Annotated in this window: 12 protein-coding genes; 7 read left to right on the forward strand and 5 right to left on the reverse strand. The window is 74.5% G+C overall.

The window, feature by feature from the left end; translation table 11 throughout:
* Nucleotides 1-15: 15 nt before the first annotated feature.
* The 3 genes from deoC to JQN72_RS01410 form a co-directional block, all read right to left on the reverse strand.
* Nucleotides 16-960, reverse strand: coding sequence for a deoxyribose-phosphate aldolase (deoC, locus tag JQN72_RS01400; RefSeq protein ID WP_307812363.1), 945 nt, complete (start codon nt 958-960; stop codon nt 16-18).
* A 143-nt stretch (nt 961-1,103) separates the two neighbouring features.
* Nucleotides 1,104-2,768: a phospho-sugar mutase gene (locus tag JQN72_RS01405; protein ID WP_204133364.1), complete on the reverse strand. Its 1,665-nt coding sequence runs from the start codon at nt 2,766-2,768 to the stop codon at nt 1,104-1,106.
* A gap of 8 nt (nt 2,769-2,776) precedes the next feature.
* On the reverse strand, nt 2,777-3,616 hold the full coding sequence (locus tag JQN72_RS01410) for a purine-nucleoside phosphorylase (protein WP_204133365.1): 840 nt from the start codon (nt 3,614-3,616) through the stop codon (nt 2,777-2,779).
* 319 nt (nt 3,617-3,935) lie between these two features.
* Between JQN72_RS01410 and JQN72_RS01415 the strand changes: the two genes are divergently transcribed.
* Both JQN72_RS01415 and JQN72_RS01420 read left to right on the forward strand, forming a co-directional pair.
* Nucleotides 3,936-5,348 (forward strand): NAD(P)H-quinone dehydrogenase, encoded by a 1,413-nt coding sequence (locus JQN72_RS01415; RefSeq protein WP_204133366.1) that lies wholly within the window; start codon nt 3,936-3,938, stop codon nt 5,346-5,348.
* Between the two features lie 31 nt (nt 5,349-5,379).
* Nucleotides 5,380-5,760, forward strand: coding sequence for a hypothetical protein (locus JQN72_RS01420; protein WP_204133367.1), 381 nt, complete (start codon nt 5,380-5,382; stop codon nt 5,758-5,760).
* Between the two features lie 21 nt (nt 5,761-5,781).
* Here the strand turns inward: JQN72_RS01420 and JQN72_RS01425 are convergent, their stop codons facing one another.
* Both JQN72_RS01425 and JQN72_RS01430 read right to left on the reverse strand, forming a co-directional pair.
* Nucleotides 5,782-7,569: a biotin carboxylase N-terminal domain-containing protein gene (locus JQN72_RS01425; protein WP_204133368.1), complete on the reverse strand. Its 1,788-nt coding sequence runs from the start codon at nt 7,567-7,569 to the stop codon at nt 5,782-5,784.
* Between the two features lie 52 nt (nt 7,570-7,621).
* Nucleotides 7,622-8,107, reverse strand: coding sequence for a MarR family winged helix-turn-helix transcriptional regulator (locus JQN72_RS01430; RefSeq protein ID WP_204133369.1), 486 nt, complete (start codon nt 8,105-8,107; stop codon nt 7,622-7,624).
* Between the two features lie 39 nt (nt 8,108-8,146).
* On the opposite strand from JQN72_RS01430, the gene JQN72_RS01435 reads away from it, so the two are divergent.
* Genes JQN72_RS01435 through JQN72_RS01455 form a run of 5 tightly spaced genes read left to right on the forward strand, consistent with a single transcriptional unit; the run spans nt 8,147 to nt 12,790 of the window.
* Nucleotides 8,147-9,190 carry an EamA family transporter gene (locus JQN72_RS01435; protein ID WP_307812351.1) on the forward strand — a complete coding sequence of 348 codons (1,044 nt, stop codon included), beginning with the start codon at nt 8,147-8,149 and terminating at the stop codon, nt 9,188-9,190.
* Nucleotides 9,187-10,455 carry a DUF2157 domain-containing protein gene (locus JQN72_RS01440; RefSeq protein WP_204133370.1) on the forward strand — a complete coding sequence of 423 codons (1,269 nt, stop codon included), beginning with the start codon at nt 9,187-9,189 and terminating at the stop codon, nt 10,453-10,455. Before JQN72_RS01435 ends, JQN72_RS01440 begins: the two co-directional genes overlap by 4 nt.
* Nucleotides 10,452-10,940 (forward strand): GDYXXLXY domain-containing protein, encoded by a 489-nt coding sequence (locus tag JQN72_RS01445; RefSeq protein ID WP_204133371.1) that lies wholly within the window; start codon nt 10,452-10,454, stop codon nt 10,938-10,940. Before JQN72_RS01440 ends, JQN72_RS01445 begins: the two co-directional genes overlap by 4 nt.
* A gap of 37 nt (nt 10,941-10,977) precedes the next feature.
* Nucleotides 10,978-11,838 (forward strand): tryptophan 2,3-dioxygenase, encoded by an 861-nt coding sequence (gene kynA, locus JQN72_RS01450; protein WP_204133372.1) that lies wholly within the window; start codon nt 10,978-10,980, stop codon nt 11,836-11,838.
* Nucleotides 11,839-11,872: 34 nt separating this feature from the next.
* Nucleotides 11,873-12,790, forward strand: a complete 918-nt coding sequence (locus JQN72_RS01455) for a PfkB family carbohydrate kinase (RefSeq protein ID WP_204133373.1) — start codon at nt 11,873-11,875, stop codon at nt 12,788-12,790.
* Nucleotides 12,791-13,060: the final 270 nt, after the last annotated feature.

Below are 13,060 nucleotides of genomic sequence, written 5' to 3' on the forward strand. Positions count from 1 at the left end.
GGTCTGCAGGGGTGGTCAGTAGCCGCTCGGGGCGTCGTCGGCGACGTAGTCGGCACCGGAGTAGGCGCCGGTCGCCATCCGCTGCCGCTGGAGCACGAGATCGTTCAGCAGGCTGGAGGCGCCGAAGCGGAACCAGTGGTTGTCGAGCCAGTCCTCACCGGCGACCTCGTGGACGGTGACGAGGTAGCGGATGGCGTCCTTGCTCGTCCGGATGCCGCCGGCCGGCTTGACCCCGACCATCTCGCCGGTGAGGTCGCGCCAGTCGCGCACCGCCTCGAGCATCGTCAGGGTGACCGGGAGCGTCGCCGCGGGGGAGATCTTGCCGGTGGAGGTCTTGACGAAGTCGCCGCCTGCGAGCATCGAGAGCCACGACGCGCGGCGGACGTTGTCGTACGTGGCGAGCTCACCGGTCTCCATGATGACCTTGAGCCGGGCGTCGCCGCAGGCCTCCTTGGTCTCGGCGATCTCGCGGAAGACCGTGAGGTAGTCGCCGGCGAGGAACGCGCCGCGGTCGATGACCATGTCGATCTCGTCGGCGCCGGCCTCGACCGCGTCCCGGGTGTCGGCGAGCTTGACGGCCCGGCTCGCCCGGCCGCTGGGGAAGGCGGTGGCGACGGCGGCGACCTTGACGCCGGAGTCGCCGAGGACGTCCCTGGCGATGCCGACCATGTCTCCGTAGACGCAGACGGCCGCCGGGCTCGGGGTGTCCGGGGCGGTCGGGTCCGGGACGAGGGCCCGGGTGGCGAGGCCGCGGACCTTGCCCGGGGTGTCGGCGCCCTCGAGGGTCGTGAGGTCGATCATCGAGATGGCGAGGTCGATCGCCCACGCCTTGCTCGTGGTCTTGATCGACCGGGTGGACAGCCCCGCGGCGCGGGTCTCGCAGCCGACCTGGTCGACTCCGGGGAGGCCGTGCAGCCAGCGGGTCAGGGCCTGGTTCGTCAGGCGCGAGACGCCGAGGATCTCCCGGGCGCGCGCCGTCGCGTCGACATCGGTGGCGGTGCTCACCCGGCGAGTCTAGGAGCACCGGTCGAGAGTGGAGAACATGCCGCCGGCGACGACCTGTTCGCGGCGTGCTCTCGACTCTCGACCGGACGAGAGGGGCGTCAGGGGGTCGTGAGGCGCTCGAGCTCGGCGCGTAGGTCGGCCAGGCGGTCCCGGGCGCGGATGCGGGCGGCGGCGAGGTCGTCGGTGGGCTCCTCCACGACCTCGAGGTACACCTTGAGCTTGGGCTCGGTGCCCGACGGCCGGACGACGACCCGCGAGCCGTCCGCGAGGTACCACCGCAGCCCTTCGGTGGGCGGCAGCCCGCCGTCGCCCCGGGCGAGGTCGTCGACGCGCCCGACCTCGATGCCGGCGACCGTGGCGGGCGGCGCCGACCGCAGCCGAGCCATGACGTCCGCGATCACGGAGAGGTCCTCGACCCGGACCGAGAAGGCGTCCGTGGCGTGCACGCCGTGCGCCCGGGCCAGGTCGTCCAGGCGGTCGAGCAGGGTGCGGCCTGCGGCCTTGAGCGTCGCCGCGAGCTCGGCGACGAGGAGCGCGGCCGACACCCCGTCCTTGTCGCGGACGCGCCCCGGGTCGACGCAGTAGCCGAGCGCCTCCTCGTAGCCGTACCGCAGGCCCTCCACCCGCCCGATCCACTTGAAGCCGGTGAGCGTCTCCTCGTGCCGGACCCCGGCCGAGCGGCACATCGCGGCGAGCAGCCGGGAGGAGACGATCGAGCAGGCGAAGACGGCGTCGTGTGCGACCCCGCGTGCCAGGACGTGTGAGCCGAGCAGCGCACCGACCTCGTCGCCGCGGAGCATCCGCCAGCCGCCCGGCGCGGGCACGGCGACGGCGCACCGGTCGGCGTCCGGGTCGTTGGCGACGACGAGGTCCGGTCCGGTCTGCTCGGCGAGCTCGAGGGCGGCGTCCATCGCCCCCGGCTCCTCGGGGTTGGGGAACGACACGGTGGGGAAGCGGGGGTCGGGCTCGGCCTGGGAGGGCACCGGCACCGGTGGCTCGAAGCCGGCGGCTCCGAAGGCGCGGCGGACCGTCTCGGACCCGACGCCGTGCAGCGCGGTGTGGACGACGGTGAGGTCACGCGGTGAACCGGGGTCGACGACCGTCGCGACGTCGCGCAGGTAGGCCTCGAGCACGTCGTCGCCGAGGGCGTCCCATCCGTCCGCCGCCCGCGGGACGGATGCGACCGACGCGACTGCGGCGATCTGCTCGGCGATGAGCCCGTCGACCGGCGGCACGATCTGCGAGCCGTCGCCCACGTACACCTTGTAGCCGTTGTCCTCGGGCGGGTTGTGCGACGCGGTGACCATGACCCCCGCGTCCGCGCCGAGGTGGCGGATCGCGTACGCGAGCACCGGCGTCGGCAGCGGACGGGGGAGGAGGGCCGCCCGGCCGCCCATGCCCGTGACGACCGCGCACGTGTCGCGGGCGAAGACGTCGCTGTTCGTGCGGGCGTCGAAGCCGACGACGACGAACGGTGCGGGGGAGTTTGTGCGCAGGTGGGCGGTGAGCCCGGTAGCCGCGCGGATGACGACCGCCCGGTTCATCCGGTTCGGGCCGCCCCCGAGGCGTCCGCGCAGCCCCGCGGTGCCGAACGCGAGCATCCCGGACATCGCGTCGGCGAGCTCGGCGGTGGCGCCGGGGTCACCCACGGCGGCGCGCTCGACGAGGGACCCGAGCTCGGCCCGGGTGACGGGGTCGGGGTCGTCGGCCGCCCAGGCGCGGGCGTGGTCGAGGAGGGCGGCGAGGTCCTCTGTCGGCGGCACGGTGGGTCTCAGATGCGGGCGACGACGGTGGCGAGCAGGCGGCCGCAGCGGTCGGCGGCGGCCGCCCCGGCCTCGAGGACCTCCTCGTGGCTCAGCGGGTTCGGCGAGATGCCCGCCGCCGCGTTCGTCACGAGGGAGATGCCGAGCACCTCGAGCCCGACGTGCCGGGCCGCCACGGCCTCGAGTGCGGTCGACATGCCGACGAGGTCCCCGCCGAGGGTCCGCGCCATCCGGACCTCGGCCGGCGTCTCGTACTGCGGGCCGCGGAACTGGACGTAGACGCCCTCGTCGAGGGTCGGGTCGACCTCCTGGGCCACCGCGCGCAGCCGGGGGGAGTAGAGGTCGGTGAGGTCGACGAAGGTCGCGCCCTCGAGCGGGGTCGCGGAGGTCAGGTTGATGTGGTCCGAGATGAGGACCGGTGTACCCGGCATCCACTCGGGATCGAGCCCACCGCAGCCGTTGGTGAGGACGACCGCCGAGCAGCCCGCGGCCGCGGCGGTGCGGATGCCGTGGACGACCGAGCGGACGCCCCGGCCCTCGTAGAAGTGGGTCCGAGTGCCGTAGACGAGGGCGCGCCGGCCGGTGTCGCCGATGGCGACCGAGCGCATCGTGCCGCTGTGCCCCTCGACGGCGGCCTTCGCGAACCCCGGGACGTCGGTGTTGTCGATCGTCGCGAGCGTCTCGCCGACGAGGTCGCCGGCCTGGCCCCACCCCGAACCGAGGACGAGGGCGACGTCGTGACGCGCGGCGCCGGTGCGCTCGCGGATGACCTCCGCGGCCGCCTCGGCGACCGCGAACGGGTCGGCGGCGGGGTCGGTGAGGTCGTGGACGGCAGCGGTGTCGGTCACCCCGGCAGCCTACCGACGGCCGGGTCGCGTCCCGCGGCAGCGGCGGGCGGGGCAGCGGACGAGGCGGAAGCGGCGCACCGGGATGCGGCTCGCACCGGGTGGCAGACGCGCATCGAGTGGTAGCGGCGCCCGGGGAGGCAGACGCACACCGTGTCGTCATCCGCACAGCACATTGCCGGTGCGGATGACGACAGCTTGTGCGTCTCTCGGTGTAGAGGTTGCTCCTGGCGATCCGGCGCGGGTCGGTGCAGCACCACCGCGGCAACATGGTCGGCTCGTGGGCTGAGCCGCGGCCGGCCGGCCGGGCCCGGGTGGTTGGATGGAACCCGTGAGCGCGCGGAGCAGCAGAGTCGTCATCCTCGGCGGCGGCCCGGGCGGCTACGAGGCCGCCCTCGTCGCCGCGCACCTCGGCGCCGAGGTGACGGTCGTCGAGCGCAGCGGGATGGGTGGTGCGGCGGTCCTCACGGACTGCGTGCCGAGCAAGACGCTCATCTCGACCGCCGACTACATGAGCGACTTCGGCACCGCCGCCGACCTCGGCGTCCGGCTCGAGGACGACGACGGTGACCGGATCACCGACGCCCTCGCCGACCTCCCCGAGGTCAACCGGCGCGTCATGGCGCTCGCCGGGGCCCAGAGCGAGGACATCCGCAGCCGCCTGGTGGAGGTGGGCGTCCGGATCGTCGAGGGCGAGGGGGCGCTCGCGTCGCCCACCGCCGTGGCCGTCCGCTCCGCAGAGGGCTCCGAGGAGCTCGAGGCCGACGTCGTCCTCGTCGCCACCGGTGCGGCGCCGCGGGTGATGGACACCGCCGTGCCCGACGGCGAGCGCATCCTCACCTGGCAGCAGATCTACGACCTCGGCGAGCTCCCGCAGCGGCTCGTCGTCGTCGGGTCCGGCGTCACCGGTGCCGAGCTGGCCCAGGCCTACCTCGGGCTCGGGTCCGAGGTCGTGCTCGTCTCCTCCCGCGACCGCGTCCTGCCGGGCGAGGACCCCGACGCCGCGACGGTCATCGAGGACGTCTTCCGCAAGCGGGGGATGGAGGTGCTCGGTCGCTCGCGGATGGCGGCGGTCGAGCGCGCCGGGGAGGGCGTGGTCGTGCGGCTCGAGGACGGGCGCGAGGTCACCGGCACGCACGCCCTGCTGGCCGTCGGCTCGGTGCCGCAGACCCAGGGCCTCGGTCTGGAGTCGGTCGGTGTCGAGCTCCTGCCCTCGGGCCACGTCGCCGTCGACAAGGTCTCGCGTACGTCGGTCCGGGGCGTGTACGCGGCCGGCGACTGCACGGGCGTGCTGCCGCTGGCGTCCGTCGCGGCGATGCAGGGCCGGATCGCCATGTCGCACGCCCTGGGGGACGCCGTCGCGCCGCTCAACCTCGGGGTCGTCTCGGCGAACATCTTCACCGACCCCGAGATCGCCACGGTGGGGGTGAGCCAGAAGGACCTCGACGAGGAGAAGGTCGACGCCGAGGTCCTCACCCTGGCGCTGTCGCGCAACCCGCGGGCGAAGATGCTCGGCATCACCGACGGCTTCGTCAAGCTCTTCGCCCAGAAGGGCTCGGGCGCGGTCATCGGCGGCGTGGTCGTCGCACCTCGGGCCTCCGAGCTCATCTTCCCCGTGACCCTCGCCGTGCAGCACCGGCTGAACGTCGACCAGGTGGCCTCGACGTTCACCGTCTACCCCTCGCTCTCCGGTTCGGTGGCCGAGGCCGCCCGCCGGCTGCACCCCACCGACTGACCCATCCAGCGTCCGAGCCCCAGGAGGACCCGTGAAGAAGATCCAGGCGGCGGCCGTGGCCGCCCTCGTGACGAGCGTGGTGCGTCAGGTCCGCGAGTACGCGCGGGACAACCCCGAGCAGGCCGCGAAGGCCGTCGACGCCGCGGAGGCCTTCCTGCGCGAGCGCGTCCCGGCCGAGCGGATGCGTTACGTCACGAAGGGGATGGCCGGGCTGCGGTCGGGGCTGGGTCTCCCGCAGCGTCCGGCGGGCAGCGCGCTGGCCGACCCCGACCCCGACACGGACGAGCCGTGGGCCCCGCACGACCCGCACGCTGCGACCGCGGTGGCCCCCAACCCGACGCCCGGGACGGGGGACGACCCGCAGCCTCGGCGCGGGGCGGGCGACCCCTTCCCGATGACCCCCGGGGAGTAGCGCCGGGGGCGCCGGCGGTGCTCAGCCCTCGGGGGCGTCCGCGATCTCGCAGATGACGGCGCCGTTGGTCACGGTGGCGCCGACCTCGGCCTGGAGCCCGGTCACGGTGCCGGCCTTGTGCGCGGTGATCGGCTGTTCCATCTTCATCGCCTCGAGGACGACCACCTGGTCGCCGGCGGCGACGGTTGCGCCCTCCTCGACGCTGACCTTGACGATGGTGCCCTGCATGGGCGCGGTGAGGGCGTCCCCGGAGACCGCGGCCCCGCCGCCGGTCCTGCCGCTGCGGCGCGGTGCCTTCTTCTTCGTGCCACCTCCGCCACCGCCGCCGCCGCCGAAGGACAGGCCGCCGGGCACCGAGACCTCGAGCCGCTTGCCGCCGACCTCGACGACGACGGTCTGCCGCTCCTCGGGCTCGGGGGCCTCACCCGTCGGGCCGCTGTAGGGCTCGATGTCGTTGTCCATCTCGGTCTCGATCCACCGGGTGTGCACCGAGAACGGCGCGTCGGCGTCGGACGGCGCGAACGCGGGGTCGGAGACGACCTTGCGGTGGAAGGGGACGACGGTGGGCATCCCCTCGACGACGAGCTCGTCGAGGGCGCGGCGCGAGCGTTCCAGGGCCTGCCGGCGGGTGCGGCCGGTGACGACGAGCTTGGCGATCATCGAGTCGAACGCGCCCGCCACGGTGTCGCCCTCGACGATCCCGGCGTCCCAGCGCACGCCCGGTCCCTGGGGGACGACCATCCGCGTCACGGTGCCGGGGGCCGGCATGAAGTTCCGGCCGGCGTCCTCGCCGTTGATCCGGAACTCGAACGAGTGCGCGTGCGGCTCGGGGTCGGGGTAGTCGAGGTGCTCGCCGTCGGCGATGCGCAGCTGCTCGCGGACGAGGTCGATGCCGGTGACCTCCTCGGAGACCGGGTGCTCGACCTGGAGGCGGGTGTTGACCTCGAGGAAGCTGATGTCGCCCTGCGGCCCGACGAGGAACTCGCAGGTGCCGGCGCCGACGTACCCGGCCTTGGTGAGGATGGCCTTCGACGCGCGCAGCAGCTCGGTGTGCTGCTCCTCGGTGAGGAACGGCGCGGGCGCCTCCTCGACGAGCTTCTGGTTGCGCCGCTGGAGCGAGCAGTCGCGGGTGGAGACGACGACGACGTTGCCGTGCTGGTCGGCGAGGCACTGCGTCTCGACGTGGCGCGGGTGGTCGAGGAAGCGCTCGACGAAGCACTCGCCGCGCCCGAACGCGGTGACGGCCTCGCGGACCGCGGAGTCGAAGAGCTCGGGGATCTCCTCGATCGTCCGGGCGACCTTGAGCCCCCGGCCGCCGCCGCCGTACGCGGCCTTGATGGCGACCGGCAGGCCGTGCTCCTCGGCGAACGCGACGACCTCGTCCGGGCCGTCGACCGGGTCCTTGGTGCCGGGCACGAGCGGTGCGTCCGCGTCCAGCGCGATGTGCCGCGCCTTGACCTTGTCGCCGAGGCTGTCGATGGCCTCCGGACCGGGACCGATCCAGACCAGGCCGGCGTCGATGACCTTCCGGGCGAAGTCGGCGTTCTCGGCAAGGAAGCCGTAGCCGGGGTGGACGGCGTCGGCGCCCACGGCGCGGGCGACCTCGATGAGCTTGTCCTGCAGCAGGTAGGACTCGCCCGGGGTCGACCCGCCGAGGGCGTGGGCCTCGTCGGCGACCTTGACGTGCAGCGCGTCCCGGTCGGGGTCGGCGTACACGGCCACGGAGCCGATGCCACTGTCCTTGCAGGCGCGGGCGATGCGGACGGCGATCTCGCCTCGGTTCGCGATGAGGACCTTGCTGATGGGCATGGCTCGGACTCTAGCGGGCGGCGCGGTGACGGGCTCGGGGCCGTCGGCAGGGTCAAGCGCCGAGAGACTCGGCGAGCCGGGCGAGGAGGCGGGCCAGCTGCTCGCGGTCCCGGGTCGTGAGGGCGGCGAGCAGCCGCTCCTCGTTGGCCATGTGCGCGGTCATCGCGTCGTCGACGAGCTCGCGGCCGGCGGGCGTGAGGTGCACCGAGCGGGATCGTCCGTCGCTGGCGTCCGCCCGGCGCTCGACCAGCCCGCGGGCCTCGAGCCGGTCGAGCCGCTTGCTCACGGCTCCGGACGTGACCATCGTCCGCTGCGCGAGCTCACCCGGGGTCAGGGTGAAGGGGGCACCGTGACGACGCAGCGTCGCGAGGACGTCGAACTCGCCCTCTCCGAGACCGAACCGCGCGAAGACGTCCTCGAGCTCCGGGGTGAGGGCGGCCGCGACCCGGTGGATGCGGCCGACGACGAGCATCGGGGAGGTGTCGAGGTCCGGCCGCTCGGTGAGCCACTGCTCGTGGACGGTGCGCACGTGGTCCATGACCGGACGATAACTTCCGTGGAAGGTATTGTGTCTTCCGTGGAAGATACCTCGCCGCGGCTGCGCACCGCCCTCGTCACCGCGGTCGCGCCCGTCGCCTGGGGATCGACGTACGCGGTGACCCAGCTGTGGCTGCCGCCGGACCGGCCGATGTTCGCCGCGGCCGCGCGCATCCTGCCCGCCGGGGTCCTCATGCTCCTCTGGCTGCGCCGTCTGCCCCGCGGTGCCTGGTGGGGGCGGGCGGCCGTCCTCGGCACGCTCAACCACGCGGTCTTCTTCGGGCTGCTCTACGTCGCCGCGTACCGGCTGCCGAGCGGGCTCGCCTCGACGCTCACCGCACTCTCGCCGCTCGTTGTCATGGCGGTCGCGTGGCTCGCGCTGCGGGAGCGGCAGCCGCCCGTCACCGTGCTCGCCGCGCTCGCCGGCATCGCGGGCGTCGTGCTCCTCGTCTGGCAGAACGACCGCAGCGGGCCGGTCGACCCGGCCGGGGTCGCAGCCGCCGTCGGGGCGATCGTGTCGGCGTCCACCGGCTTCGTCCTCGTCAAGCGCTGGACGCGTCCCGGCGAGGTGCTCGTCACCACCTCCTGGCAGCTCGTCGCCGGCGGGCTGGCCCTCGTCCCGGTCGCGCTCCTCGTCGAGGGGCCGCCACCGGCCCTCGACGTCCCGGGGGCGCTCGCCCTGACCTACCTCGGCCTCGTCGGCTCCGTCCTCGCGTACACCGTGTGGTTCCGGGGGCTGACCCGGATGGATGCCGGCGCGGTCGCCGTCGTCGGCCTCGTCAACCCCGTCGTCGGCACGGTGCTCGGCGTCGTCCTCCTCGGCGAGGCTTTCGGGCCGGTCCACCTCGCCGCGATGGTCCTCGTCCTCGGCAGCGTCCTCGTGGCCCAGGAGCCGGTGCGTCGCTCGGCCGTGCGCTTCGCCGGACGCTCGGCCGGCCGGGCGCGGAGGTGGTCCGAGGAGGCCGTCTCCTGCCCGCCGCGAGGCGCCCGGCTGAGTAGCGCACCTCATGGCGGTCGCGCCGGCACGGCGGGAGACTGGGGCCGTGCCCGCAGCGGCACATCGGCCCCGAGGAGGACGCGATGACGGCCCCGCCCACGACGACCACCGACCCGGTGCCGCCCGGCCCGGGCGACGGGTCCGCCACCGCCCACCCGGCCACGCCCGCCCAGCTCGCGTGGCTCGAGGGCGAGCTCCCGCGCTGGCAGGCCGAAGGGCTCGTCGACGCCACCGCCGTGGCAGCCATCCGCGGGCGCTACGTCGCCCACCGCCGGTTCACCCTCGCCCGGATCGTCCTGACGCTCGGCGCGGCCTTCGTCGGGCTCGGGCTCGTCTGGCTCGTCGCCGCCAACCTCGACGCCCTCCCGCCCGCCCTGCGCTTCGCGGTCGTCGCGGCGGTCTGGCTCGGCCTCACCGCGGGCGCCGAGCTGCTCGCCACGCGCAAGGAGCACGGCGGCGGCGTCGCCTCGCCGGTCGTCGGGGCCGTCCGGCTGCTCGCGGCCGGGGCCTTCGGCGCCGTCGTCTTCCAGGCGGCACAGAGCCTCCAGGTGCCGGCCTACGAGCCGCTGCTCGTCGGGGTCTGGGCGCTCGGCGTGCTCGCCTACGCGTACGCCGTCGCGGGCATCGGCCCGGTCGTGCTCGGCGTCGTGCTCGGGGCGTACTGGCTCGTGTGGCACGTCGTGAGCACCGCCGACGACGTCGTGTCCGTGCTCCTCGCGGTCGGCGCGGCGGGGCTCGCCTCGGTCGCGGTCGGCGTCCTCCACCACCGGCTCGCGGGCGGCGCAGGTGTCTGGCGCTCGCTCGGTCTCCCCTGGCGGGAGGTCGGCGCCGTGCTCGTGCTCGGCGGGCTGTTCGCCGCCGCCCTGCCGTACGCCGCCGAGGTCGAGCTCGGGGCGCCGCTGCCGCTCGTCGTGCTCGGTCTCGCTGCGCTCCTCGCGGGGCTCGCCGTGCTCCGCGGCGACCGTCTCGACCGGCTCGAGGTGGGGCTCGCGACCGGCGCGACCGTGCTCGTCGTGCTTCTCGCGGTCTGGCGCGCGGACGAGGACCCGACCTCGACCGCCGACCTCGCCGTCGGCGACTGGGCCCGGGCCGCCGTGGCCGTCGGCGTGTACCTCCTCGTCGCGAGCGGCTACGCGGTCCTCGGCGGCATGCGGGACTCCGGCCGGCTCACCTGGCTCGCCACCGCCGCGCTCGTCGTCTTCGTGACCACCCAGGCGCTCGCGGTGTTCGCGCCGATCCTCAGCGGGGCCTGGCTGTTCCTCCTCGTCGGCGTCGTGCTCCTCGCCACCGGTGTCCTCGCCGACCGCGGCCGGCGACGGCTCGCGGCTCAGGGTCGGGAGGTGCTCTCGTGACCACCTCGCGGACCACGCGGGTGCTCGCCGCCCTCGTCGCCCAGGTCGTCCTCCTCGGCGTGGCGGTGTGGGCGCCGCTCTCGGCGCGGCTCACCGGCGAGGAGGTCCGGCTGCGCGTCGAGCCGGTGGACCCGCTCGACCCCTTCCGCGGGGCCTACGTCGAGCTCGGCTACCCCGACCTGCCCGATCCCGCTGACCGCTTCGACCCATCCTCCGACGAGGCTCCGGAGGGGCCGGTCTTCGTCCCACTGCGCCGGGAGGGCGACCTTTGGGTGGGGACGACGGTCGAGACGCGCCGGCCGGACGACCAGCCGTACCTCGCCTGCCGGGCCGACTGGCGGCTGACCTGCGGCATCGAGTCGTACTTCCTCCCGCAGGACGAAGCGGCCGCCGTGGAGGGCTCGGTGCGCGACGGGACGGTCGTCGCCGTCGTGCGGGTCGACGCCCGGGGGCACGCCGCCCTCGTCGGGCTGGAGGTGCGCTGACACCGGCCCGGCTTCGCGCGGTGGCACGATGACGGCCATGAGCGATGGTGCGGTCGACCGGGCGAAGCGAGCCCTCGAGGAGGGCATCAGACGGGACTTCGGGAAGGCGATGTCGTACGGGGCGTACCTCGACCTCGACACGCTGCTCTCGGCCCAGCACCCGCGCAGCGAGCCGCCCCAGCACGACGAGCTGCTCTTCATCGTCCAGCACCAGGTGTCCGAGCTGTGGCTCACGCTGCTGCTCCACGAGCTGCGCTCGGCGCGCGGCCTGCTGGCCTCCGACGACCTGGCCCCGGCGCTGAAGCGGCTGGCGCGGGTCAAGCACGTGCAGCGCCAGCTCGTCGAGATGTGGGACGTCCTCGCCACGCTGACCCCCAGCGAGTACGCGCAGATCCGCCCGTTCCTCGCCACCAGCTCGGGCTTCCAGAGCGACCAGTACCGGGCCGTCGAGTTCCTCCTCGGCAACAAGAACGCCGAGATGCTGCGGGTCTTCGAGCACGACGAGCGGGCGCGCGCGGGGCTCGAGCAGCTGCTCGCCGAACCGACGCTCTACGACGAGCTCCTCCGGCTGCTCGCGCGCCGCGGCTACGCCGTCCCGGCCGAGGTGCTCGAGCGGGACGTCCGGGAGCCCTACCGGCTCGTCCCGGCCCTCGTCGACGTCTTCGCCGAGGTGTACGCCGCGCCCGACGAGCACTGGGGCGTGTACGAGACGTGCGAGGAGCTCGTCGACGTCGAGGACCTCTTCCAGCAGTGGCGGTTCCGCCACCTGCAGGTCGTCACCCGCACGATCGGGCACAAGGTGGGCACCGGCGGGTCCAGCGGGGTCGACTTCCTCCGCCGGGCCCTGGACCTCACCTTCTTCCCCGAGCTGTACGAGGTCCGCACCCGCGTCGGCTGACCTCCCCCGGCGAGGCGTCGCTAGGGTCCGGGACATGGCCGGACGCGTCATCCACACCGCCCAGGCGCTCGTCGACGCCGTGCTCGAGGTGCCACGGCTGCCGCCGCCCGGCGGGAACGTCATGGCGTCGGGGTACGAGCGGTACGCCGGGGGAGCGGCGACCGTCCTGGTCGCCGCGGCCCGGACGGGTGCCCGGGCGGTGCACGCCGGGGCAGTCGGCACCGGCCCGAACGGTGACCTCGTGCGCGCCGTCCTCGGCGCGGAGGGCGTCGAGATGTCCGCCCCGCGCGTGCCGGACCTCGACACGGGCGTCTGCGTCGTCCTCGTCGAGCCGGGCGGGGAGCGCACGTTCGTCACGACCCAGGGGGCCGAGCGGCGCGTGACCGTGGAGTCCTTCGCGACGAGCGCGCCCGAGCCGGGGGACCACGTCTGCGTCAGCGGCTACTCGCTGCTCGGCCGCCCCCGTGACCCGCTCGTCGCCTGGCTCGGCTCGCTCGACGAGGCCGTGCACGTCGTCCTCGACCCCGGTGCGGGCTTCCCCGAGGTCGACCCGGACGTGCGGGACGCGGTGCTGCGCCGGACGACGGTGTGGACCGGCAACGCCGCGGAGTCCGCGGCCCTCGCGGGTGTCGACGGCGTGCGCGAGAGCGCGCACATCATCGCTGGGCTGCTCCCGGAGGGTGCCGTGGTCGTCGTCCGGGACGGTCCCCGCGGCTGCCTGGTGCGCGAGCGCGGCGCCGAGACCGTCCTTCCCGGCCATCCGCAGCGGCCCGTCGACACCAACGGGGCGGGGGACACCCACACGGGGGTGCTGCTCGCGTCCCGGACGGCCGGACTCGCCTGGGCGCAGGCCGCGGCGCGGGCCAACGCCGCCGCGGCGCTCACCGTGACGCGCAAGGGTCCGGACACCTGCCCGACCCCCGACGAGGTCGACACGCTGCTCGCCCGGTGAGCGCACCGGACGTCGGCGCGGCGAGGGGTCGGACGTGACGGATGGGGCGCGGCGCGGGTGCTGCGACGGGTGGGGCGTGAGATGTGGTTCGTGGACAACGATGTCAGCCGAAAGATGGCTCGAGCCGGTCATGACCGGGTGATGCCACGTCGTGAGGATGTGCGCCATCGTCGAACCGGTCGAGCTGGGCGGTCGACGTTCGATTCGGCCGACGGGCCCTCCGCCACACCGGCAGGGGATGGGACGGCGGCCCGTCGGCAGGGTCGACCA

The sequence above is a fragment of the Phycicoccus sp. CSK15P-2 genome, from assembly GCF_016888005.1.
In the GTDB taxonomy this organism is placed as follows: domain Bacteria; phylum Actinomycetota; class Actinomycetes; order Actinomycetales; family Dermatophilaceae; genus Phycicoccus.

Coding starts and splice junctions, on each gene's coding strand:
- JQN72_RS01415 (WP_204133366.1), top strand. CDS start 3,936: ATGGAACCCGTGAGCGCGCGGAGCAGCAGAGTCGTCATCCTCGGCGGC.
- JQN72_RS01425 (WP_204133368.1), bottom strand. CDS start 7,569: ATGCCCATCAGCAAGGTCCTCATCGCGAACCGAGGCGAGATCGCCGTC.
- JQN72_RS01430 (WP_204133369.1), bottom strand. CDS start 8,107: ATGGACCACGTGCGCACCGTCCACGAGCAGTGGCTCACCGAGCGGCCG.
- JQN72_RS01440 (WP_204133370.1), top strand. CDS start 9,187: ATGACGGCCCCGCCCACGACGACCACCGACCCGGTGCCGCCCGGCCCG.
- kynA (WP_204133372.1), top strand. CDS start 10,978: ATGAGCGATGGTGCGGTCGACCGGGCGAAGCGAGCCCTCGAGGAGGGC.
- JQN72_RS01455 (WP_204133373.1), top strand. CDS start 11,873: ATGGCCGGACGCGTCATCCACACCGCCCAGGCGCTCGTCGACGCCGTG.